The organism is Pseudomonas sp. R25(2017), assembly GCF_002112565.1.
GTDB classification, from domain to species: Bacteria; Pseudomonadota; Gammaproteobacteria; order Pseudomonadales; family Pseudomonadaceae; genus Aquipseudomonas; species Aquipseudomonas ekonensis.
The window spans coordinates 468648-491976 of the sequence record NZ_NEHZ01000001.1 but is presented as its reverse complement, the minus strand read 5'-3'; the positions used below and the strand labels follow the sequence as shown (position 1 = coordinate 491976).

The following is a 23329-nucleotide window of genomic DNA, read 5'->3' as shown; positions in this document are numbered from 1 at the left end:
GGACGGGTATCTGAAATGCGTGATTTGAGCGAACAGGAAAAGTTCTGGCAGGGCGAGTTCGGCAACCAGTATGTTGGTCGCAACGTCGGCCAGCCGCTGGTGGCGGCCAACCTGGCGCTGTTCGCCAAGGCGCTGGCCCGCGCCGGGCGCATCGACAGCCTGGTGGAGCTGGGCACCAACGCCGGCAACAACCTGCAGGCATTGCGCCAGTTGCTGCCGGGGTGCGAGCTGTTCGGCGTCGAGATCAACGCCAGCGCCTGCGAGCAGGCGAGGGCGCTGGACATCGCGCAGATCTGGCACGGCTCGCTGTTCGACTTCCCCTGCGAGCGCAGCTACGACCTGACCCTGAGCAAGGGCGTGCTGATCCATCTGGCGCCCGAATTGCTGGCGAATGCCTACGAACAGCTGTATCGGCTGAGCCGTCGCTACATCCTGATCGCCGAGTACTACAACCCGGCGCCGGTGGAGGTGCCCTACCGCGGCAACAGCGGCAAGCTGTTCAAGCGCGACTTCGCCGGCGAAATGCTCGACCGCTACGCCGACCTGCACCTGCTGGACTACGGCTTTGCCTACCACCGCGACCCGCAGTTCCCGGTGGATGACATCACCTGGTTCCTGCTGGAAAAACGCCCTTGAGCAACGTGGCGATCATCCCGGCCCGGGGCGGCAGCAAGCGCATCCCGCGCAAGAACCTCAAGCCGTTCGACGGCGTGCCGATGATCGTCCGTTCGATCCGCACGGCGCTCGAATCGGGGCTGTTCGACCAGGTCGTCGTCAGCACCGACGATCAGGAGATCGCCGAAGTCGCACAGTCCCATGGCGCGCAGGTGCCGTTCTTGCGCCCGGCGAGCCTGGCCGATGACTTCACCGGCACCGCTGCGGTGATCGAACACGCGTTGCGGCAACTGCCGGCGTTCGATTACGCCTGCTGCGTATACGCCACCGCGCCGCTGTTGCAGGCGCGCTATCTGCGCGAAGGGTTCGAGGCGCTGGAGCGTCATCCGGACAAGTCGTTTGCTTTTTCCGTGTGCGGTTTCGGCTTTCCGGTGCAGCGCGCGCTGACCCTCGACGGGCAGGGCGCCCTGACGGCGTTGTACCCTGAGTTTCGCAACACCCGTTCGCAGGATCTGCCCGAGGCGTTTCAGGATGCCGGCCAGTTCTATTGGGGCCGCCGTGAGGCCTGGCTGCGTGGCGAGGTGCTGTATTCGCCGGCCAGCCTGCCGGTGATCCTGCCCCGGCACCTGGTGCAGGACATCGACACCCCGGAAGACTGGATGCGGGCCGAGTACCTCTACGCCGCGCTCAAGGCCGGCGGAGAACTGACATGAGAGTCCTGATCCGCGCCGACGCCTCGCCGACCATCGGCAGCGGCCACATCGCCCGCTGCCTGCCGCTGGCCCGGGTGCTGCGCGCTCAGGGCAGCCATGTGGCGTTCGCCTGCCGCCGGTTGCCGGGCCATCGGCTGGAGGCTCTGCAGGCCGAGGGTTTCGAAACCTTCGAGCTGCCGGAGCGCTACCCTGACGAAGACCCGCACCAGGCCATCGAATCGATGCTGCCGTGGCAGGCGGACATCGACGCGCTGGCCGCGCAGCTGGAAGGCCAGGCCGGGTTCGACTGGATCATCGCCGACCATTACGGCCTCGACCACCATTGGCAGACCGCCGCCCGCCGCTGGGCGCACCGGATCGCGGCGGTGGACGACCTGGCGACCCGCCGCTACAGCGTCGACCTGCTGCTCAACCAGAACCTCTCCGGCCTGCACGAAGACTACCGGCCGCTGCTGCCCGCGCACTGCCGCACGCTGCTCGGCCCACGCTACGCCATGCTGCGCGAGGAATTCAGTTGCCCGCCCATCGCCATCAAGCCTGTGGCCAAGCGTGTGCTGGTGAACTTCGGCGGCTTCGATGCGGCCCGGCAGACCCATCACGCGATGCTGGCGCTGGCGGACTTTCCCGAGCTGGACGTGGACTTCGTCGCCGGCGCCGACAACCCGGCCTGGGCGCAGATGCAGGCATTGGCCGAGATGCGGCCGAACTGGCGCCTGCACAGTTTCGTCAGTGACTTCCACCGACGCATGACCGAGGCCGACCTGTTCATCGGCGCCGGCGGCGGCACCAGCTGGGAGCGGGCGGCCCTGGGCCTGCCGACGATCTGCATCGCGGTGTCGAACAACCAGCAGGCCAACGGCGAAGTGATGGCGGCGGCGGGCGCGCATGTGTTCATGGGCGCCCGCGAGCAAGTCAGCGTCGAGCAGCTGCGCCAGGCGGTCGGCTTTGTGGTGAACAACCCTTACCTGCGCCAGAGCCTGGCCGAGCGTTCGCGCACACTGGTGGACGGGCGCGGTGCCCTGCGGGTCGCGGCCGCGCTGGCCGGCGCGGTGCTCAAGGTGCGGCCGGCGACGACGGACGATGCGCAATTGCTGTTCGACGGACGCAATGCCGAGCCGGTGCGGCGCTGGTCGCTGGAGTCCGGCGTGATCGAATGGCCGCAGCACCTGAACTGGCTGACGGCGAGCTTGAGCAATCCCCGGCGTCTGTTGCTGATCGCCGAGGCCGACGACGGCCCGGTCGGCGTGCTGCGCTATGATTTGCGCGGTTTCGAGGCCGAAGTGTCGATCTACCTGCTGGAGGGGCGTTTCGGTCTCGGCTGGGGGCGGGCGCTGCTGGAGCGGGGCGAAGCGTTCGTCACCGCACACTGGCCGCAGCTGACCGCCGTCACCGCCCAGGTGCTGCCTGCCAACCAGGCCTCATTGAATGTGTTTCGCGACGCCGGGTTCACCCAGAGTGCCTGTGCGTTCACCCGTGTCCTGAAGGAATCCCGCCCATGAGCCGTTTCAAGATCGGTGACCGCCTGATCGGTGCCGACGCGCCGCCGTTCATCATTGCCGAGATGAGCGGCAACCATAACCAGTCGCTGGACGTGGCCTTGCAGATCGTCGAAGCGGCGGCCAAGGCCGGCGCCCACGCCTTGAAACTGCAGACCTACACCGCCCAGACCATGACGCTGGACCTGGCCGAAGGCGAGTTCTTCATCAAGGATCCCGGCAGCCTGTGGGCCGGCACCTCGCTGTACGACCTGTACGAAAAGGCCCATACCCCGTGGGAATGGCATGCGCCGATCTTCGCCCGGGCCAAGGAGCTGGGCATGCTCGCGTTCTCGACGCCGTTCGACGACACGGCGGTGGACTTCCTGGAAAGCCTCGATGTGCCGGCCTACAAGATCGCCAGTTTCGAGAACACCGACCTGCCGCTGATCCGCCGGGTGGCGGCCACCGGCAAGCCGCTGATCATCTCCACCGGCATGGCCAGCCTCGCCGAGCTGGACGAGACCGTGCGCGCCGCCCGCGAGGCCGGCTGCAAGGATCTGGTGCTGCTCAAGTGCACCAGCACGTACCCGGCGACGCCGCTCAACAGCAACGTGCGCACCATTCCCCATCTGCGCGAACTGTTCGGCTGCGAGGTGGGGCTGTCCGACCATTCCATGGGCGTCGGCGTGTCCGTCGCCGCCGTGGCGCTGGGGGCGACGGTGGTGGAGAAGCATTTCACCCTCGACCGCTCGGCCGGCGGGGTGGACGCCAGCTTCTCGCTGGAGCCGGCCGAACTGGCCAGCCTGGTGGTGGAGACCGAGCGCGCCTGGCAGGCCCTGGGCCAGGTGCATTACGGCGTCACCGAGGCCGAGCGCAAGTCGCTGGTCTATCGCCGCTCGCTGTACGTCACCGCCGACATGGCGGCCGGCGAACCCTTCACGGCGGCCAACCTGCGCGCCATCCGTCCCGGCCTGGGCCTGGCGCCCAAGCACGCCGAAAACGTCCTCGGGCGCCGTGCGCGCCAGCCGATCAAACGCGGCACGCCGCTGGACTGGTCCTTGGTCGAATGACCTGATCCGCACCGATTCGGCAAAATAGCGTGACCTGCGAGTCATAACGCGCATCTTCACTGTATTGTATTGACCGGGGAGATGGCGCCTGGCCCGTGATTCGGTTCCAGTGATAGCCCTTTGCGCTCCCCGTGGCTGCCCTTTGCGGCGGCCGTTTTTTGTTTGTCGGCGCCCCTCGAAATCCTTGCGAGCGGTGGTATTGGGCTGTTTATTATTGGGAAGCCGTAATGATTGGCATAAAAAGCATTGCGAGCTACGTTCCTGTAGCCGGCGTGGACAATTACGCACAAGGTGCAAAATTCGAGAAGGATGAAGAGTTCATCCTCGGCAAGATCGGTTCGGCCTTCCTGCCGCGCAAGGACGCAGAACAGGAAACCTCCGACCTGTGCGTCGAAGCGGCCAATGCGCTGTTTGCCGGCAACCCTGACCTGAAACGCGAATCCATCGACGCCCTGATCGTCGTCACCCAGAACGGCGACGAAGAAGGCCTGCCGCACACCGCGGCCATCGTCCAGGACAAACTGGGCCTGCCGACCCACGTCGCGGCGTTCGACATTTCCCTGGGCTGCTCGGGCTACGTCTACGGAATCTATGCGATCAAGGGCTTCATGGAAGCCGCCGGCCTGAAGAACGGCCTGCTGATCACCGCCGACCCGTACTCCAAGATCGTCGACCCGGAAGACCGAAACACCACCATGCTGTTCGGCGACGCCGCCACCGCCACCTGGATGGGCGAAGACCCGACCTGGGCGTTGGGCAAGGCCAAGTTCGGCACCGACGGTTCCGGCGCGCCGCACCTGAAGGTCACCGACGGCGTGTTCTTCATGAACGGTCGCCAGGTGTTCAACTTCGCGCTGCTCAAGGTGCCGGCGCACCTGCATGAGCTGCTCGACGATTCGGGCCTCAAGGCCGACGACATCGACGCGTTCTGCATCCACCAGGGCAGCGCGGCCATCGTCGATGCCGTGGCGCGGCGCTTCGAGGGCGATCCGGAGAAGTTCGTCAAGGACATGGTCGAGACCGGCAACACCGTGTCGTCGAGCATTCCGCTGCTGCTGGAGAAGCATGCGCTGGACTCGTCGTGGCAGCGTGTGGCGCTCAGCGGTTTCGGCGTCGGGCTGTCGTGGGGTTCGGCGATCATCTACCGTCCCTGAGCCCGGCCGGAAACAACGGATACAAAAATGGCGTTCAAGGGTTAACCTTGAACGCCATTTTTTTGCCTGAACGAAATGCGAGGTGCCAGTGAGCGAGTTTTTCCGGGATAACGCCGAGGTCATCGAACGCCGTTGGCCGGCGCTGTCCGCGCGGTTGATGGCCGAGGACAGCTCAGCGATCCAGGCAGAGTTGACGCAGGGGCTGGGGTCGACACTGAGCGTGGCCGGCATCCAGCTCACCAGCCGCCACGACCGCGTGCACGAGGCCCGGATCCAGGCGGCGAGCCTGCCGGCCGACAAGGCGCAACTGCATGTCTACGGCACGGGCCTGGGGGACTTGCCGGCGGTGCTGCTGGAGCGCCCGGGGCTTGAGCGGCTGTACGTGCACATCCTCAACGGCGCGCTGTTCTCGCTGGTGCTGCAACTGCTCGATCAGCGCCACTGGCTGGACGATGCCCGGGTGGAACTGTTGTACGCCGGGGATCTCTCCGACATCTGCACGCCGTTCTTTGCCCTGCCCGCGGAAATGCTGCTGGCCGACGACTTCAACGCGAAGATCCGCGATCGGCTGGTCAGCGAAGTGCACCTGAGCTTCAACAACCGCGAGTTCGACCCGCAGTCGCCGTTCATTGTCCAGCGCTTGCAGGATTGTCTGCCGGTGCTGCTGGCGGACGACGATGTGGCGCAACTGTTCGGCACCTGCGCCGGCCGTGAGGTCTATGTGATCGCCACCGGGCCGACCCTGGAGGGACACTTTAAGCAGTTGGCGCAGATTCGCGCACGGGTCGAGCGCCCACTGTTCATTTGCGTCGACACCGCTTACCGGCCGCTGCGCGAGCACGGGATCGTGCCGGATCTCGTGGTGAGCATCGATCAGCGCATCAGCTTCCGGCATTTGCCGTTCGAAGGCTCCGACGGCATTGCGCTGGTGTACCTGCCGATGAGCGATCCGCAGGTGTTGAAGGCGTGGAAGGGCAAGCGCTACGGCGGCTACTCGCTCAGCCCGGTCTATGCCGAGCTGCGCGAGCGGCACCCGCGGGCCTTGCTGCATGTGGGCGGCAGCGTGATCCATCCCGCCGTGGACCTGGCGGTGAAGATGGGCGCGGCGAGCATCACGCTGTTCGGCGCCGACTTCGCCTTTCCGATGAACAAGACCCACGCCGGTTGGGGCGACGGCGACCTGGGGCCGTCGGTCAACCAGGCGCGGCACTGGGTGCATGACGGCAACGGCGAGCGGGTCAAGACCCAGCTCAACTTCCGCGGCTACCTCTGTGTGCTGGAGCGCTACATCGCCCGACACCCGCAGGTGACATTCCTCAACAGCAGCCGGGCGGGGGCGAGGATCGCCGGAACGGGGTTCAACCAGGAGTTCGTGCAATGAGTGCGTTGCAGCAGTGCGTCGACGAGTGTCGACAATGTGCCGGGCTGTTCCGGTTGGGGCGGGATGTCGAAGCGGCGCTGGAGATGGTCGATGTGTTCGAGAAAGCGCAGCGGTTGATGGTCGGCGCAACGGCAGAAAACCAGCAGGGGTGGATGCAGGTGCTGACGCGCATCCTGGCGTGCCAGGAGCGCCAGGATTGGCTGGGGCTGGCCGATTACATGGAATGTGAACTGGTCGACCTTCTGCAAAACCTGCCGGGCTGAACGGCAGCGGAGGCGCTAGCCCGCAGGTTTGCGCCGCGGACGGTTTTATGACGTCATTTTTTCGTGGGTAAAGGACGGCTAAGTCCTTGTTTTCTGAGGGGTGGCAGGTTGATGGCAAATTTTTTGAAAAAAGCCCTCAAGCAACCTGCGATCCCGACGATAACTATTACGAAGGTTCTCTAGGCCATACCCGGCGGTTGCCAGGGCCGGAAGCCGCAGTACCCAACCAACGAGGAATTCGTCATGGCTTTAACTGTAAACACCAACACCACGTCGCTGAACGTTCAGAAAAACCTGAACCGCGCTTCCGACGCTCTGTCGACTTCGATGCAGCGCCTGTCTTCCGGCCTGAAAATCAACAGCGCCAAAGACGACGCCGCTGGCCTGCAAATCTCCAACCGCATGTCTTCGCAGATCCGCGGTAACACCCAGGCCATCCAGAACGCCAACGACGGTATCTCCGTTGCCCAGACCGCTGAAGGCGCTCTGCAAGCTTCGACCGACATCCTGCAGCGTATGCGTGAACTGGCTGTTAAAGCCCGTAACGGAACCAACGGCACCGCTGACCAGACCGCGACCAACGCCGAATTCGCTCAGATGTCTGACGAACTGACCCGTATCGCTCAGTCCACCAACCTGAACGGCAAGTTCCTGCTGGACGGTTCGGCTGGTACTGTGACCCTGCAAGTGGGCGCGAACACTGGCTCCGCCAACCACATCGACCTGGTGCTGAGCGCCAAGTTCGACGCCGCCAGCCTGTCCGTAGGCAGCGGTACTGTGGTTCTGACCGGTGCTACCGTAACTGGCGCTGCACAGAACATCGACAACGCGATCACCGCTATCGACGCCGCTATCGCCACCATCGGTGCAACCCGTGCAAACCTGGGTGCTTCGCAGAACCGTCTGACCAGCACCATCCAGAACCTGCAGAACATCAACGAAAACACCACCGCTGCACAAGGTCGCGTACAAGACACCGACTTCGCCGCGGAAACTGCTAACCTGACCAAGCAGCAGACTCTGCAGCAGGCTTCGACCTCCGTTCTGGCTCAAGCCAACCAACTGCCTTCCGCCGTACTGAAGCTGCTTCAGTAATTTCGGAATGAGTTTAGGCGGGGGAGTGCGCTGGTCGTGCTCTCTCGCTTTTTCACGTTAGGAGGTGATGGACATGGACATGAGCGTCAAGCTTAACGTGTCTTATCCGGCTCCCAAGCCAGCGAATACCGTTGCTGAAAAATCGTCCGAGCCTGCCAAGGCGGCTGAAGTCACCCCCGTCGCGGACAAGAAGACCCGTGAAACCGAGGAGACCAAGTTGAAGCTGGCCGTGCAGGAGATCGAGAAGTTCGTGCAGTCGATCAAGCGCAACCTCGAGTTTTCGATCGACGAGAACTCCGGGAAGGTCATCGTCAAGGTGATCGCGAGCGAGACGGGCGAGGTCGTTCGACAGATCCCCTCCGCGGAGGCGCTCAAGCTGGCAGACAGCCTAGCCAACGCGAGCCACGTGTTGTTCGACGCCAAAGTCTGACAACTGGCATGAATAGTGTTTGAAGTGTCTTAGGCGCTGGCAAAGGTCAAAAGACCGGCAGCAAACTGAAGGGAGATGCACATGGCAAGTCCAATTCTACCGGGTACCGGCCTGGGTTCCGGCCTGGACATCGGTGCGATCGTCACCGCGCTGGTCAATGCCGACAAGGCAGCGAAGCAGACGCAGCTCGATACCCAGACAAAAAACAACACCCTGAAGATTTCGGGTGTGGGCACGCTCAAGAGCGCGCTGACCACATTCCAGTCGACGCTGGCCACCCTGGGCAGCAAGACCAACCCTGCGTTCGCCGGTTACACGGCCACGTCGAGCAAGCCTGAAACGCTGACCGTCACCTCCGACAACACCGCGGTGTCCGGCTCCTACAGCGTCGTCGTGAACAATCTGGCCACAGGTTCGAAAGTCGCCAGCGCGGCCTTCGCCGGCGGTGCGTCCAGTGCCATTCCGAGTGGTACCCTGAAAATCAGTCAGAATGGCACTGATTACAATGTCACCATTCCGGCCAACGCCACCTTGCAGAGCACCCGCGACGCCATCAACACGGCCCAGGGCAGCAATGGCATTTCCGCCAACATCGTGACCGACGCCAGCGGCGCCTCGCGCCTGGTGATCAGCTCGAACAAGACCGGTGCGGGCTCCGACCTGAGTGTCAGCGGCATCGCCGGCCTGGAAATCGACGGCACCAAGGTCATGTCGGCCACTCCGGCGGCCGGTGACTCGGGCTCTGTCGGCGGTCTCGCCAAGGATGCGTCGCTGACCATCGACGGTCTGCCGGTGACCAGCAAGAGCAACACGGTTTCCGGTGCGATCAGCGGCATGACCCTGAACCTGGTGGCCGCCAACGCGACGCCGACCACGATCACCGTCGACAACAACACCAAGGGCCTGCAGACGTCGCTCCAGACCTTCATCGACGCCTACAACACGCTCAAGAGCACTGTCGACAGCCTGTCCAAGGCGACGCCGGACGAAGACGGCAAACTGACCGTGCAGGCCGCCTTCACGGGCGACTCCTTGCCGCGCTCGCTGATCGCCGGCATCCGTGCCGAGTTCACCAACACGAAGACCAACGGCAAGATTTCGTTCCTGTCGGAAATCGGCGTGAATACCGATCCCCTCACCGGTAACCTGAAGCTCGACACCACCGCCTTCAACAAGGCGATGGCGGTTCCGGGGGCGTCCGGCCAGGTGCAGCTATTGTTCACCGGCACCGACGACACCAACGGTCTGCTGGCGCGGGTGAGCAAGTCCGTGGATCCGTACCTCAAGGCTTCGGCCGACGGTAAGACCAAGGGCTTGCTGGATCAGCGGCTCGCGATCCTGAACAACAATACCCGGGACATCTCCGACCAGCAGAAAGCGTTGGATATCCGGGTGGCCGCCCTGACCAAGACGCTGACCGCAAAATACAACGCCATGGACTTGCTCGTAGGGCAAATGAAAGCCACGGCGAGCAACATCACGTCGTTCTTCACGTCGCTGACCGCTCAGCAATCTGCGAAGTAACGCGCAAGAATGACAAAAACCCGGCTACGCACTTGAGCGTGCGCCGGGTTTTTGTCTTATGGTCTAAAGTTTCCCGGCTCGCTGGCGATATATTGGCCATACGAGTCATTGTGGCAAATGAGGTAGAACATGAATCCGATGTTAGCCCTTCGGCAGTACCAGAAGGTCGGCTCCCACGCCCAGACGTCCGAAGCCAGCCCGCACCGTCTGGTGCAGATGCTGATGGAAGGCGGCCTGTCGCGCATCGCCCAGGCCAAGGGCGCCATCGAGCGCAAGGACATCCCGGCCAAGTGCACGGCGATCAGCAAGGCGATCGGCATCGTCAGCGGCCTGCGCGAAGGCCTGGACCTTGAGAACAGCGCCGAGGCGCTGGCCGACCTGGACGGTCTTTACATCTACATGATGAAGCGTCTGGCCGAGGCGAACATCAGCAGCGATCCGCGCATCCTGGACGAAGTGGCAGGCCTGCTGACCACCGTCAAGGAAGGCTGGGACGCCATTGCGCCTGCGCCCGGTGCGCAGCCCTGAGGAGGCCATCATGAGCCCTGTGTTGCAGCGAATCGAAGATACCCGCATGGCGCTCGTCAGCGCGCTGGCCGAGCGCAACTGGGAGGCCATCGGGCAATTGGACCTCGATTGCCGGTCCTGCATGGAAGATGTCTTGAGCGAAGCGTCGCTGGACGAGGAAGAGTTGCGCAGCAACCTTGAGCAACTGCTGCACGTGTACAAGGATCTGCTGGAGGTGGCGATGGGGGAGCGTCAGGCTATAGTCGACGAGATGACGCAGATCAACCAAGCCAAGAACGCGGCAAAGGTTTACCATCTGTTTGGTTAATTAACCCTCAGTTAATCCAGATGTGTGCGCCATAAATTTGACTGTGCACGGTTTTTTGACTTAACTAGTGGCTGTTTTCAGATTTCGGACGTCTACGGGCACAAGGTGTCCTGCAAGCGTCTCGCTTGCCCCTCGTTTCGGGCATTGAGTTGACTAGGGAAGTTGCTATTGCATGTGGCGTGAAACCAAAATTCTGCTGATCGATGACGATAGCGTCCGCCGCCGCGATTTGGCGGTGATCTTGAATTTTCTCGGCGAAGAAAATTTGCCCTGCGGCAGCCATGACTGGCAGCAGGCTGTCGGCTCTTTGTCGTCGAGCCGTGAGGTCATTTGCGTGCTGATCGGGACGGTCAATGCTCCGGGTGCGCTGATGGGCTTGTTAAAGACACTCTCAACCTGGGATGAGTTCCTTCCGGTTTTGCTGATGGGCGAAAATTCTTCCGTGGACCTTCCGGAAGACCAGCGCCGCCGCGTGCTGTCCACCCTTGAAATGCCGCCCAGCTACAGCAAGCTGCTCGACTCCCTGCACCGTGCCCAGGTCTACCGCGAGATGTACGACCAGGCCCGCGAGCGCGGCCGTCACCGCGAACCCAACCTGTTCCGCAGCCTCGTCGGCACCAGCCGGGCGATCCAGCATGTGCGCCAGATGATGCAGCAGGTGGCCGACACCGACGCCAGCGTGCTGATCCTCGGCGAGTCCGGCACCGGCAAGGAAGTGGTCGCGCGCAACCTGCATTACCATTCCAAGCGCCGCGACGCGCCGTTCGTGCCGGTCAACTGCGGCGCGATTCCGGCCGAGCTGCTGGAAAGCGAACTGTTCGGCCACGAGAAGGGCGCCTTCACCGGCGCGATCACCAGCCGTGCCGGCCGCTTCGAGCTGGCCAACGGCGGTACGCTGTTCCTCGACGAGATCGGCGACATGCCGCTGCCGATGCAGGTCAAGCTGCTGCGCGTGCTGCAGGAGCGCACCTTCGAGCGCGTGGGCAGCAACAAGACCCAAAGCATCGACGTGCGCATCATCGCCGCGACCCACAAGAACCTTGAAAGCATGATCGAGATCGGCACCTTCCGCGAAGACCTCTACTATCGCCTGAACGTGTTCCCGATCGAGATGGCGCCGCTGCGCGAGCGCGTCGAGGACATCCCGCTGCTGATGAACGAGCTGATCTCGCGCATGGAGCACGAGAAGCGCGGTTCGATCCGCTTCAACTCGGCGGCGATCATGTCGCTGTGCCGTCACGGCTGGCCGGGCAACGTCCGCGAACTGGCCAACCTGGTCGAGCGCATGGCGATCATGCACCCGTACGGGGTGATCGGCGTGGCCGAGCTGCCGAAGAAATTCCGCTACGTCGACGACGAAGACGAGCAGATGGTCGACAGCCTGCGCAGCGACCTGGAAGAGCGCGTCGCGATCAACGGCCACACGCCGGACTTCACCGCCAACGCCATGCTGCCGCCGGAAGGCCTGGACCTGAAGGACTACCTCGGTGGCCTGGAGCAGGGCCTGATCCAGCAGGCGCTGGATGACGCCAACGGCATCGTCGCCCGTGCCGCCGAGCGTCTGCGCATCCGTCGCACCACCCTGGTGGAGAAGATGCGCAAGTACGGCATGAGCCGGCGTGACGGAGACGAACAGGCGGATGATTGACGCCTGTTTTTCAAGTGCTTCATTTGTAGGCGGTTTTTTTTAGGCACGGGTATTGCTACAGCCCTCGCAACGTTCCGTTTAACTGACGGTCAGCCATGCGAGAGAGCACAATGCCCCAAGCCGCCCAGATGTCTTCTGCCCCCAACGCTTCGGGGCAACCGTCGTCCGTAGAGCAGGCGAGCCGGCAGGGGCTTGAGCAGGCGTTTGCGCTGTTCAATCAGATGTCGAGCCAACTGACCGATTCCTACAGCATGCTCGAAGCCCGGGTCACCGAGCTCAAGGGCGAGCTGGCGGTGGTCAGCGCCCAGCGCATGCAGGAGCTGGCGGAGAAGGAGCGTCTGGCCAACCGTCTGCAGAACCTCCTCGACCTGTTGCCCGGCGGCGTGATCGTCATCGACGGCCACGGCATTGTCTGCGAAGCCAACCCGGCGGCCACCGAGCTGCTGGGGCTGCCGCTGGAAGGCGAGCTGTGGCGCCATGTCATTGCCCGTTGCTTTGCGCCGCGTGAAGACGACGGCCACGAAATCTCCCTGAAGAACGGTCGGCGCCTGTCGATCGCCACCCGCTCGCTGGATGCCGAGCCGGGGCAGTTGGTGCTGCTCAACGACCTGACTGAAACCCGTCACCTGCAGGATCAGCTGGCGCGCCACGAGCGCTTGTCCTCCCTGGGGCGCATGGTGGCGTCGCTGGCCCATCAGATCCGCACGCCGCTGTCCGCCGCCTTGCTTTACGCCAGTCATCTGACCGAACAGGAACTGCCGGTCGCCACCCAGCAGCGCTTCGCCGGGCGCCTCAAGGAGCGCCTGCATGAGCTGGAGCACCAGGTGCGCGACATGCTGGTGTTCGCCCGCGGCGAGCTGCCGCTGACCGACCGGGTCACGCCCCATGCCTTGATGCAGTCGTTGCAGGCGGCGGCGCTGACCCATGTGCAGGACTTGCCGATCCGCTGGCAGTGCGACAGCCATGCCGGCGAATTGCTGTGCAACCGCGACACCCTGGTCGGGGCCATCCTCAATCTCATCGAAAACGCGGTTCAGGCCAGCGGCGGCGACGTGCGCCTGAAAGTGCACGGCTACACCCGTGACAACACATTGCGCCTGTGCGTCAGCGACAGCGGCAGCGGCATCGAGCCGGCGGTGCTGGAGCGCTTGGGCGAGCCGTTCTTCACCACCAAGGTCACCGGCACGGGGTTGGGGCTGACGGTGGTCAAGGCGGTCGCCCGGGCGCATCAGGGAGAATTGCGGCTGCGCTCGCGCATCGGGCGCGGCACGTGCGCGCAGGTGATCCTGCCGTTGTTTTCCGCAGGACAAGGAGCTGAGTGAAGGACATGGGCATCAAGGTTTTGCTGGTCGAGGATGACCGCTCGTTGCGCGAAGCGCTGGCCGACACGCTGCTGCTTGCCGGTCACGACCATCATGCGGTGGGTTCGGCCGAAGAAGCGCTGAAAGCCGTTGAGCGCGAGCCGTTCAGTCTGGTGGTCAGCGACGTCAACATGCCGGGCATGGATGGCCACCAGTTGCTGAGTCTGTTGCGCGTCCGTCAGCCGCAACTGCCGGTGCTGCTGATGACGGCGCACGGCGCGGTCGAGCGGGCCGTGGACGCCATGCGCCAAGGCGCGGCGGACTACCTGGTCAAGCCGTTCGAGCCCGGTGCCTTGCTGGCGCTGGTGGCGCGGCATGCGTCGGGTGCGCTGGAGGCTGCGGACGACGAAGGCCCGGTGGCGGTCGAGCCGGCCAGCGCGCAATTGCTCGACCTGGCGGCGCGGGTGGCGCGCAGCGATTCCACGGTGTTGATCTCCGGCGAGTCCGGCACCGGCAAGGAAGTGCTGGCGCGTTACATTCACCAGCAGTCGCACCGCGCCAGCCAGCCGTTCATTGCGATCAACTGCGCGGCGATTCCCGACAACATGCTGGAGGCCACGCTGTTCGGCCACGAGAAAGGCTCGTTCACCGGCGCCATCGCGGCCCAGGCCGGCAAGTTCGAGCAGGCGGACGGTGGCACCATTCTGCTGGATGAGATTTCCGAGATGCCCATGGGCTTGCAGGCCAAGCTGCTGCGGGTCCTGCAGGAGCGGGAAGTGGAGCGGGTCGGGGCGCGCAAGCCGATCAGCCTCGACATCCGGGTGGTGGCGACCACCAACCGCGACCTGGCGGGGGAGGTGGCTGCCGGGCGTTTCCGCGAAGACCTCTATTACCGCCTGTCGGTTTTTCCGCTGGCCTGGCGTCCGCTGCGCGAGCGCACCGCCGATATCCTGCCGCTGGCCGAGCGTCTGCTGGCCAAGCACGTCAATAAAATGAAACACGCCACGGCGAAGTTCTCGGCTGAGGCTCGGGCGTGCCTGGTCGCCTATCCGTGGCCGGGCAATGTGCGGGAACTGGACAACGCGATCCAGCGTGCGTTGATCCTGCAGCAGGGCGGCCTGATCCAGCCGCAGGATTTCTGCCTGGCCGGTCCCGTGACGTTCGCCCCGTCGCCGGCGGCTGCCGTGGCGACTCCTGTGGTGCGCGACGTCGAGATCGAGGCGGATTCGGCCGGCGCCCTGGGCGACGACCTGCGCCGCCACGAATTCCAGATGATCATCGACACCCTGCGGGCCGAGCGCGGCCGGCGCAAGGAGGCGGCGGAAAAGCTCGGCATCAGCCCCCGCACCCTGCGCTACAAACTGGCGCAGATGCGTGACGCGGGTATGGATGTCGAAGGGTATCTGTTCGCCACGTGAGCGGCGCTGCGTTTGTCTGAAGCAAGGTTTCTGAAGAGGGTGCCCGTGAGCTGGCACCCTTGTTGCTAATACCTGTGTACCCGCCGAGTGAGCGTCAAAAAATTGCGGGCCGCCCAAGAGAGTAGACCATGAGCCAAGGTATTGAATTTAATCGGTTGATGCTGGATATGCGCGCCATGCAAATGGACGCCATGTCTGCGCCGAAATCGACTGCCGCCGTCCCTGAAATGGCGGGCAGCAGCTTTTCCGACATGCTCGGTCAGGCCATCAATAAAGTGAGCGACACCCAGCAGGCCTCGACCCAGTTGGCCAATGCGTTCGAGATCGGCAAGAGCGGCGTCGACCTGACGGACGTGATGATTGCCTCGCAGAAGGCCAGCGTGTCGTTCCAGGCTCTGACCCAGGTGCGCAACAAGCTGGTTCAGGCCTATCAAGACATCATGCAGATGCCGGTTTAAGGACGAGATTGAGTCATGGCAGAAGCAGTCGCCGATAACGTTCCGGCCAAGGCCACCCCGATAGACGGCAAACCGCCGCTGTTCGGCCTGTCCTTCCTGGAAAACCTCTCCGAGATGACCATGCTGCGTCAGGTGGGCCTGTTGGTCGGCCTGGCCGCGAGCGTGGCGATCGGCTTCGCCGTGGTGCTGTGGTCGCAGCAGCCGGACTACCGGCCGCTGTACGGCAGCCTCGCCGGCATGGACGCCAAGCAGGTCATGGACACCCTGGCCTCCGCCGACATTCCCTACACCGTCGAGCCGAACTCCGGCGCCTTGCTGGTCAAGGCCGATGACCTGTCCCGTGCGCGGCTCAAGCTCGCGGCCGCTGGTGTCACTCCCAGCGACGGCAACATCGGTTTCGAGATCCTGGACAAGGAACAGGGTCTGGGCACCAGCCAGTTCATGGAAGCGACCCGCTACCGTCGCGGCCTGGAAGGCGAGCTGGCACGCACCATCTCCAGCCTGAACAACGTCAAGGGCGCACGTGTTCACCTGGCGATCCCGAAAAGCTCCGTGTTCGTGCGCGACGACCGCAAGCCGAGCGCCTCGGTGCTGGTCGAGCTGTATTCCGGCCGCTCCCTGGAGCCGGGCCAGGTGGTGGCCATCGTCAATCTGGTGGCGACCTCCGTTCCTGAGCTGAGCAAGTCGCAGATCACCGTCGTCGACCAGAAGGGCAACCTGCTGTCGGACCAGGCGGAAAACTCCGAAATGACCATGGCCGGCAAGCAGTTCGACTACAGCCGCCGCATGGAAAGCATGCTCACCCAGCGCGTGCACAACATCCTGCAGCCGGTGCTGGGCAACGACCGCTACAAGGCCGAAGTGTCGGCCGACATCGACTTCAGCGCCGTCGAGTCCACCGCCGAACAGTTCAACCCGGATCAGCCGGCGCTGCGCAGCGAGCAGTCGGTCAACGAACAGCGCACCGCCAGCAACGGCCCGCAAGGCGTGCCGGGTGCCCTGAGCAACCAGCCGCCGTCGCCGGCCTCGGCGCCGCAGACCACCGGCGGCGCCCAAGCGGCCGCCGGCATGGTGCAGCCGGGCCAGCCATTGGTCGACGCCAACGGCCAGCAGATCATGGATCCGGCCACCGGCCAGCCGATGCTCGCACCGTACCCGGCGGACAAGCGTCAGCAATCCACCAAGAACTTCGAGCTCGACCGTTCCATCAGCCACACCAAGCAGCAGCAGGGTCGCCTGAACCGCCTGTCGGTGTCGGTGGTGGTGGATGATCAGGTCAAGGTCAATCCGGCCAACGGCGAAACCACCCGTGCGCCGTGGAGCGCCGACGAATTGGCGCGTTTCACCCGCCTGGTGCAGGACGCCGTCGGCTTCGACGCCAGCCGCGGCGACAGCGTCAGCGTGATCAACATGCCGTTCTCCGCCGACCGCGGTGAAGTGGTCGCCGATATTCCGTTCTACTCGCAACCGTGGTTCTGGGACATCGTCAAGCAAGTGCTGGGCGTGCTGTTCATCCTGGTGCTGGTGTTCGGCGTGCTGCGTCCGGTGCTCAACAACATCACCGGCGGCGGCAAGAGCAAAGAACTGGCGGCCCTGGGCGACGTGGAGCTGGGCGGCATGGGCGGTCTGGACGGCGAGCTGGCCAACGACCGCGTGAGCCTCGGCGGTCCGCAGAGCATTCTGCTGCCGAGCCCGAGCGAAGGCTATGACGCCCAGTTGAACGCAATCAAGAGTCTGGTGGCAGAAGACCCGGGCCGTGTGGCCCAGGTCGTGAAAGAGTGGATTAACGCAGATGAGTGATAACCGAGCCGCCGTCGCCAAACTGTCCCGGGTCGATAAAGCCGCGATCCTGCTGCTGTCCCTGGGCTCCACCGATGCTGCACAAGTGCTGCGCCACATGGGCCCCAAGGAGGTTCAGCGGGTCGGTGTGGCCATGGCCCAGATGGGCAACGTCCACCGTGAGCAGGTCGAGCAGGTGATGAGCGAGTTCGTCGACATCGTCGGCGACCAGACCAGCCTGGGCGTGGGCTCCGACGACTACGTGCGCAAGATGCTCACCCAGGCCCTGGGCGAGGACAAGGCCAACGGCCTGATCGACCGCATCCTGCTGGGCGGCAACACCAGCGGCCTGGACAGCCTCAAGTGGATGGAGCCGCGCGCCGTCGCCGACGTGATCCGTTACGAACACCCGCAGATCCAGGCGATCGTGGTGGCGTACCTGGATCCGGACCAGGCCGGCGAGGTGCTGGGCAACTTCGACCATAAGGTGCGCCTGGACATCATCCTGCGCGTCTCGTCGCTGAACACCGTGCAGCCGGCGGCGCTGAAGGAACTGAACCAGATCCTGGAGAAGCAGTTCTCCGGCAACTCCAACGCTTCGCGCACCACCCTGGGCGGTATCAAGCGTGCGGCGGACATCATGAACTTCCTCGACAGCTCGATCGAAGGCCAGCTCATGGACTCGATCCGCGAGGTCGACGAAGACCTGTCCACGCAGATCGAAGACCTCATGTTCGTGTTCAACAACCTGGCCGACGTCGACGACCGCGGCATCCAGGCGCTGCTGCGCGAAGTGTCTTCCGACGTGCTGGTGCTGGCCCTCAAGGGTTCGGACGAAAGCGTCAAGGAAAAGATCTTCAAGAACATGTCCAAGCGTGCCGCCGAACTGCTGCGCGACGACCTCGAGGCCAAGGGCCCGGTGCGCGTCAGCGACGTGGAGACCGCGCAGAAGGAAATCCTCACCATCGCCCGCCGTATGGCCGAAGCCGGAGAGATCGTGCTCGGCGGCAAGGGCGGCGAGGAAATGATCTAAGCCCATGGACAAGCATGACGACGACGTGACGGATCTGATCCGCGCCCGGGATGTCCGCGGTTTCGATACCTGGGCGCTGCCCAGCTTCGATCCGCCGCCGCCGGAACCTGAGCCGGAGCCGGAGCCTGAACCGCCGGAAATCGAGGAAGTGCCGCTGGAGGAAGTCCAGCCGCTGACCCTGGAAGAGCTCGAAAGCATCCGTCAGGAAGCCTACAACGAGGGCTTCGCCATCGGCGAGAAGGAAGGCTTCCACAGCACGACCCTCAAGGTGCGTCAGGAGGCCGAGGTGGCGTTGGCGGCGAAAGTCGCCAGCCTCGAGCAACTGATGGGCCATCTGTTCGAGCCGATCGCCGAGCAGGACACCCAGATCGAGAAGTCGCTGGTCGACCTCGTGCGGCACATCGCCAAACAGGTGATCCAGCGCGAACTGGCCATCGACTCGACGCAGATCGAACGCGTCATGCGCGACGCCCTCAAGCTGCTGCCGCTGGGCGTCGGCAATGTGCGGCTGTACGTCAATCCGCAAGATTTCGCCCAGGTCAAAGCGTTGCGCGAGCGCCACGAAGAGACCTGGCGCATCGTCGAGGACGAGACCTTGCTGCCGGGCGGCTGCCGGGTCGAGACCGATCACAGTCGCATCGACGCCAGCATCGAGACCCGCATCGCCCAGGTCATGGACAAACTGTTCGACCAACTGCACGAGCAGGCCCTGCATCCGGCCGCGCCGGACTTGAGCCTGGACCTGCCGGAAGACGCCAAGCCGGCGCCCGCCGCCGAGCCGTCCGCGGACGCCCCCGATGCGCCTTGAACGCACCAGTTTCGCCAAGCGCCTGAGCACCTACGCCGAGGCCACCGAGCTTGCCGGTGCGCCGATCCTCGAAGGGCGCCTGCTGCGCATGGTCGGCCTCACCCTCGAAGCCGAGGGGCTGCGGGCCGCCATGGGCACCCGCTGCATGGTGATCAACGACGACACCTACCATCCGTCCCAGGTCGAAGCCGAAGTCATGGGCTTTTCCGGCAACAAGGTCTTTCTGATGCCGGTCGGCAGCGTGGCCGGCATTGCGCCGGGCGCCCGGGTGGTGCCGCTGGCCGATGCCGGCCGCTTGCCGATGGGCATGAGCATGCTCGGCCGGGTGCTGGACGGCGCCGGCCGCGCGCTGGACGGCAAGGGCGGCATGAAGGCCGAAGACTGGGTGCCGATGGACGGCCCGACGATCAACCCGCTCAACCGCGACCCGATCAGCGTGCCGCTGGACGTGGGCATCCGTTGCATCAACGGAATGCTGACGGTGGGCCGCGGCCAGCGTCTGGGCCTGTTCGCCGGTACCGGCGTCGGTAAGTCGGTGCTGCTGGGCATGATGACCCGCTTCACCGAAGCGGACATCATCGTCGTCGGCCTGATCGGCGAGCGGGGCCGCGAGGTGAAGGAATTCATCGAGCACATCCTCGGCGAAGAAGGCCTCAAGCGTTCGGTGGTGGTGGCGTCCCCGGCGGACGATGCGCCGCTGATGCGCATGCGCGCCGCCATGTATTGCACGCGCATCGCCGAGTATTTCCGCGACAAGGGCAAGAACGTCCTGCTGCTGATGGACTCGCTGACCCGTTTCGCCCAGGCCCAGCGGGAAATCGCCCTGGCCATCGGCGAGCCGCCGGCGACCAAGGGCTATCCGCCGTCGGTGTTCGCCAAGCTGCCGAAGCTGGTGGAGCGCGCCGGCAACGCGGAGAAGGGCGGCGGTTCGATCACGGCGTTCTACACCGTGCTGTCCGAGGGTGACGACCAGCAGGATCCGATCGCCGACTCGGCGCGGGGCGTGCTGGACGGGCATATTGTGCTGTCCCGGCGCCTGGCCGAGGAAGGCCATTACCCGGCCATCGACATCGAAGCCTCGATCAGCCGGGTGATGCCTGCGGTGGTGTCGCCGGAGCACATGACCCGTGCGCAGTACTTCAAGCAACTGTGGTCGCGCTATCAGCAGAGCCGCGACCTGATCAGCGTCGGCGCCTACGTGGCCGGCGGCGACCGCGAGACCGACCTTGCGATTTCGCTGCAGCCGCAAATGGTCAGGTACTTGCGTCAGGGCCTGAACGACAGCATCAGCCTGGGCGAAAGCGAAGCCTACCTCGAAACCCTGTTCGCCCCGGCGGCCGGCGGGTAACCGGTCATGGCCCTGAGTCGAGCCGCGCGCCTGGCGCCGGTGGTGGACATGGCCGAGAAGGCCGAGAAGACCGCCGTGCAGCGCCTGGGCTACTTTCAGGGGCAGGTCAAGGTCGCCGAAAGCAAGCTCGCCGACCTTCAGGCGTTTCGCCTGGACTATTCCGAGCAATGGATCGTGCGGGGCAGCACTGGCGTGACCGGGCAGTGGCTGCTGGGCTTCCAGGGCTTCCTGGCCCAGCTCGACACCGCGGTCGACCAGCAGCGCCAGAGCCTGAACTGGCATCAGAACAACCTGAACAAGGCCCGCGAGACCTGGCAAGAGGCCTTTGCGCGGGTCGAAGGCCTGCGCAAGCTTGTACAGCGCTACCGCGACGAGGCGCAGCGGGCCGAAGACAAGCGCGAGCAGAAGCTCCTGGACGAACTGTCCCAGCGTTTGCCGCGGCACGAGGCCTTTTGACGGGGCGATCGCTGACAGCGGCCGGCGGCATCATGCCTTGCCGCCGCCCCCGGCAAGTGCTAAACCTTGTACAGGTTCGTCAATGACAAGGAAGCCAGCGCATGTCAGTCGTTACAGATCTCTCTCCGGATGGGCAAAAGCTGACGATCTCGATCAAGGGTCGGTTCGATTTCGGTCGCCATCAGGAGTTTCGCGAGTCCTATGAGCGACTCGATAAGAAACCCGATTCCATTGTGGTGGATCTCAAAGAAGCCACGTACCTCGACAGCTCGGCCCTGGGCATGCTGCTGTTGCTGCGCGACCACGCCGGCGGCGATCATTCCGACGTGCGGGTGATCAACAGCAATTCGGACGTGCGCAAGATCCTCGCCATTTCCAATTTCGACAAGTTGTTCGACATCGCTTGACGGCCATGCAGCCGCAGGAGCCGTTGACCATCCTGATCGCCGAGGACAGCGCCGCCGACCGCCTGCTGCTCTCGACCATCGTCCGCCGCCAGGGGCATGAGGTGCTGACCGCCGGCAACGGCGAGGAAGCGCTGGAGGTGTTCCGCCGCGATCATCCGCAACTGGTGCTGATGGACGCGATGATGCCGGTGATGGACGGCTTCGAGGCGGCGCGCCGGATTAAGGCGCTGGCGGGGGAAACCCTGGTGCCGATCATCTTCCTCACGTCGCTCACCGAAAGCGAGGCGCTGGCACGCTGTCTGGATGCCGGTGGCGACGATTTTCTGGCGAAACCCTACAACCCGGTGATCCTCTCCGCCAAAATCAAGGCGATGGATCGCCTGCGACGGCTGCAGGCCACGGTGCTGGAGCAGCGCGACCTGATCGCCCGGCATCACGATTACCTGATCAACGAGCAACGGGTCGCCAAGGCGGTGTTCGACAAGGTCGCCCATTCCGGCTGCCTGAATGCGCCGAACATCCGCTACCTGCAATCTCCCTACGCCCTGTTCAACGGCGACTTGCTGCTGGCGGCGTACACGCCGGCCGGCGACATGCATGTGCTGCTCGGGGATTTCACCGGTCACGGCTTGCCGGCGGCGGTCGGCGCCATGCCGCTGGCTGAGGTGTTCTACGGTATGACCGCCAAGGGCTACGGGCTGGCCGAGACCCTGCGGGAAATGAACGCCAAGCTCAAGCGCATCCTGCCGGTGGATATGTTCTGCTGCGCGACCCTGCTGTGCCTGAGCGCACAGCGCCGTTCGGTGGAGTACTGGAACGGCGGCCTGCCCGACGGCTACCTGCACCGCATCGCCACGGGGGAGCGTACGCCGCTGGCGGCACGGCATCTGCCGTTGGGCGTGCTCAGCCCGCAAGCGTTCGACGACTGCACCGAGGTGCTGCCGATGGCGGTGGGGGACCGGGTGTTCCTGCTCTCCGACGGGGTGATCGACACCTGCGACGCCAATGATCAGTTGTTCGGCGTCGAGCGGCTGCGGCAAGTGTTTGCGGCCAACCGTGAGCCGGACCGGCTCTTCGAGGACATCGAGCAAGCGCTCCAGGCATTCCGTGGCGAGGCCCGGGACGATGTCAGCATGGTCGAGATCAGCCTGCTGGAGGCGGCGCAGGTGCATGCGCCGGTGCCGGTGTACTCCGACAGCGGCCAGTCCTGTCCGCTCGACTGGTCGGCGAGCTTCGAGTTCCGGGGCGCGACACTCAAACGCTTCAACCCGTTGCCCTACCTGCTGCAACTGCTGCTGGAGGTGCACGGGCTGCGGGCGCAGAGCGGGGCGCTGTACAGTGTGCTGGCCGAGCTGTACTCCAATGCCCTGGAGCACGGCGTCCTGGGGCTCGACTCCAGCCTCAAGCGCGATGCCAGCGGGTTTGCGCGTTACTATGAGCTGCGCAACGCCCGGCTCGACGCCCTGCGGGACGGCCATGTGCGGGTGCATTTCGACGTGGTGCCGCAGGGCTCGGGCGGAACCCTGGTGATCCGGGTCGAGGACAGCGGCAACGGGTTCGACGTGGCGCGGGTGATGGACCGGCCCCCGGACGGGATCCGCCTGTCCGGGCGTGGGGTCAGCCTGGTCCGTCAGCTGACGCGCAGCGCCCATTGGTCGGACGACGGCCGCAGTGTCCGCGTGGAGTTTTCCTGGGAGGCTCTGGCATAATCCGCGCATTCTTGATCAAGGAGTGAACAAGTGGCTGACAAACATGTAGATCGCGACGTACTGAACTCGATGGCCGAAGTCATGGAGGCCAGCTATCCGGAATTGCTGGACATCTTCCTGGCGGATTCCGAGAACCGGCTGCGGGAGCTGCAAAAGACCGTCGACGCCGAAGTGCTGTCGGTTGTGGCCCACAGCTTCAAGGGCAGCAGCAGCAACATGGGCGCGACCCGCCTCGCGGAGCTCTGCAGTGAGCTCGAACAGCAGGCCAAGAACAAGAGCCCTGCCGAAATCAGCAAGCTGGTGGCGGACATCAACAGCGAGTTCGCCGATGTGCGCCCCGTCTACGAAGCCGAACGACAGCGTTCCCTGACCCATTGAGCCTGCCGTCCGGCGCTTTTTCGCCCCT

Annotated in this window: 24 protein-coding genes; all 24 read left to right on the top strand. The window is 64.4% G+C overall.

Annotated features, from left to right (window positions below; genetic code table 11):
• The first annotated feature begins 15 nt into the window (after positions 1–15).
• The 24 genes from CAG31_RS02195 to CAG31_RS02080 all read left to right on the top strand — a co-directional run bounded on the left by CAG31_RS02195 (position 16) and on the right by CAG31_RS02080 (position 23301).
• Positions 16–636, top strand: coding sequence for a pseudaminic acid biosynthesis-associated methylase (locus tag CAG31_RS02195; RefSeq protein WP_085577825.1), 621 nt, complete (start codon positions 16–18; stop codon positions 634–636).
• Positions 633–1328 (top strand): pseudaminic acid cytidylyltransferase, encoded by a 696-nt coding sequence (gene pseF, locus CAG31_RS02190; RefSeq protein ID WP_085577824.1) that lies wholly within the window; start codon positions 633–635, stop codon positions 1326–1328. The genes CAG31_RS02195 and pseF overlap by 4 nt, the downstream gene beginning before the upstream one ends.
• The gene (gene pseG / locus CAG31_RS02185) at positions 1325–2827 is read left to right on the top strand and encodes a UDP-2,4-diacetamido-2,4,6-trideoxy-beta-L-altropyranose hydrolase (RefSeq protein ID WP_085577823.1); all 1503 of its coding nucleotides are present in this window, start codon (positions 1325–1327) and stop codon (positions 2825–2827) included. Before pseF ends, pseG begins: the two co-directional genes overlap by 4 nt.
• Positions 2824–3876 (top strand): pseudaminic acid synthase, encoded by a 1053-nt coding sequence (pseI, locus tag CAG31_RS02180; protein WP_085577822.1) that lies wholly within the window; start codon positions 2824–2826, stop codon positions 3874–3876. The genes pseG and pseI overlap by 4 nt, the downstream gene beginning before the upstream one ends.
• A 227-nt stretch (positions 3877–4103) precedes the next feature.
• On the top strand, positions 4104–5030 hold the full coding sequence (locus tag CAG31_RS02175; protein ID WP_085577821.1) for a ketoacyl-ACP synthase III: 927 nt from the start codon (positions 4104–4106) through the stop codon (positions 5028–5030).
• Positions 5031–5118: 88 nt separating this feature from the next.
• The gene (locus CAG31_RS02170) at positions 5119–6411 is read left to right on the top strand and encodes a motility associated factor glycosyltransferase family protein (protein WP_085577820.1); all 1293 of its coding nucleotides are present in this window, start codon (positions 5119–5121) and stop codon (positions 6409–6411) included.
• Positions 6408–6674, top strand: a complete 267-nt coding sequence (locus tag CAG31_RS02165) for a hypothetical protein (protein WP_085577819.1) — start codon at positions 6408–6410, stop codon at positions 6672–6674. Before CAG31_RS02170 ends, CAG31_RS02165 begins: the two co-directional genes overlap by 4 nt.
• Positions 6675–6917: 243 nt before the next feature.
• Positions 6918–7769, top strand: coding sequence for a flagellin domain-containing protein (locus CAG31_RS02160; RefSeq protein ID WP_085577818.1), 852 nt, complete (start codon positions 6918–6920; stop codon positions 7767–7769).
• Between the two features lie 73 nt (positions 7770–7842).
• On the top strand, positions 7843–8199 hold the full coding sequence (locus tag CAG31_RS02155) for a flagellar protein FlaG (RefSeq protein ID WP_085577891.1): 357 nt from the start codon (positions 7843–7845) through the stop codon (positions 8197–8199).
• A gap of 81 nt (positions 8200–8280) precedes the next feature.
• Entirely contained in the window at positions 8281–9723 is a 1443-nt protein-coding gene (fliD, locus tag CAG31_RS02150; protein WP_085577890.1) for a flagellar filament capping protein FliD, read from the top strand.
• Positions 9724–9852: 129 nt separating this feature from the next.
• Positions 9853–10251, top strand: coding sequence for a flagellar export chaperone FliS (gene fliS, locus CAG31_RS02145; RefSeq protein ID WP_085577817.1), 399 nt, complete (start codon positions 9853–9855; stop codon positions 10249–10251).
• 10 nt (positions 10252–10261) lie between these two features.
• A complete protein-coding gene (locus CAG31_RS02140) occupies positions 10262–10558 on the top strand; it encodes a flagellar protein FliT (protein WP_085577889.1) in 297 nt (98 codons plus the stop codon).
• Positions 10559–10730: 172 nt separating this feature from the next.
• Positions 10731–12206, top strand: a complete 1476-nt coding sequence (locus tag CAG31_RS02135; protein ID WP_085577816.1) for a sigma-54 dependent transcriptional regulator — start codon at positions 10731–10733, stop codon at positions 12204–12206.
• A 128-nt stretch (positions 12207–12334) separates the two neighbouring features.
• Positions 12335–13528 carry a PAS domain-containing sensor histidine kinase gene (locus tag CAG31_RS02130; protein ID WP_170930048.1) on the top strand — a complete coding sequence of 398 codons (1194 nt, stop codon included), beginning with the start codon at positions 12335–12337 and terminating at the stop codon, positions 13526–13528.
• A 5-nt stretch (positions 13529–13533) separates the two neighbouring features.
• The gene (locus CAG31_RS02125; RefSeq protein ID WP_085577888.1) at positions 13534–14925 is read left to right on the top strand and encodes a sigma-54 dependent transcriptional regulator; all 1392 of its coding nucleotides are present in this window, start codon (positions 13534–13536) and stop codon (positions 14923–14925) included.
• 128 nt (positions 14926–15053) lie between these two features.
• On the top strand, positions 15054–15383 hold the full coding sequence (fliE, locus tag CAG31_RS02120; RefSeq protein WP_085577814.1) for a flagellar hook-basal body complex protein FliE: 330 nt from the start codon (positions 15054–15056) through the stop codon (positions 15381–15383).
• A gap of 15 nt (positions 15384–15398) precedes the next feature.
• On the top strand, positions 15399–17183 hold the full coding sequence (fliF, locus tag CAG31_RS02115) for a flagellar basal-body MS-ring/collar protein FliF (RefSeq protein WP_085577813.1): 1785 nt from the start codon (positions 15399–15401) through the stop codon (positions 17181–17183).
• Positions 17176–18195: a flagellar motor switch protein FliG gene (gene fliG / locus CAG31_RS02110; RefSeq protein WP_085577812.1), complete on the top strand. Its 1020-nt coding sequence runs from the start codon at positions 17176–17178 to the stop codon at positions 18193–18195. The genes fliF and fliG overlap by 8 nt, the downstream gene beginning before the upstream one ends.
• Before the next feature lie 4 nt (positions 18196–18199).
• A complete protein-coding gene (gene fliH, locus CAG31_RS02105) occupies positions 18200–19003 on the top strand; it encodes a flagellar assembly protein FliH (RefSeq protein WP_085577811.1) in 804 nt (267 codons plus the stop codon).
• The gene (gene fliI / locus CAG31_RS02100; RefSeq protein WP_085577810.1) at positions 18993–20351 is read left to right on the top strand and encodes a flagellar protein export ATPase FliI; all 1359 of its coding nucleotides are present in this window, start codon (positions 18993–18995) and stop codon (positions 20349–20351) included. The genes fliH and fliI overlap by 11 nt, the downstream gene beginning before the upstream one ends.
• Before the next feature lie 6 nt (positions 20352–20357).
• On the top strand, positions 20358–20807 hold the full coding sequence (gene fliJ / locus CAG31_RS02095; RefSeq protein WP_085577809.1) for a flagellar export protein FliJ: 450 nt from the start codon (positions 20358–20360) through the stop codon (positions 20805–20807).
• A gap of 101 nt (positions 20808–20908) precedes the next feature.
• A complete protein-coding gene (locus CAG31_RS02090) occupies positions 20909–21214 on the top strand; it encodes an STAS domain-containing protein (RefSeq protein ID WP_085577808.1) in 306 nt (101 codons plus the stop codon).
• A gap of 5 nt (positions 21215–21219) precedes the next feature.
• Entirely contained in the window at positions 21220–22923 is a 1704-nt protein-coding gene (locus tag CAG31_RS02085; RefSeq protein WP_085577807.1) for a fused response regulator/phosphatase, read from the top strand.
• 30 nt (positions 22924–22953) lie between these two features.
• A complete protein-coding gene (locus CAG31_RS02080; protein WP_085577806.1) occupies positions 22954–23301 on the top strand; it encodes an Hpt domain-containing protein in 348 nt (115 codons plus the stop codon).
• The last annotated feature ends 28 nt before the right edge of the window (positions 23302–23329 follow it).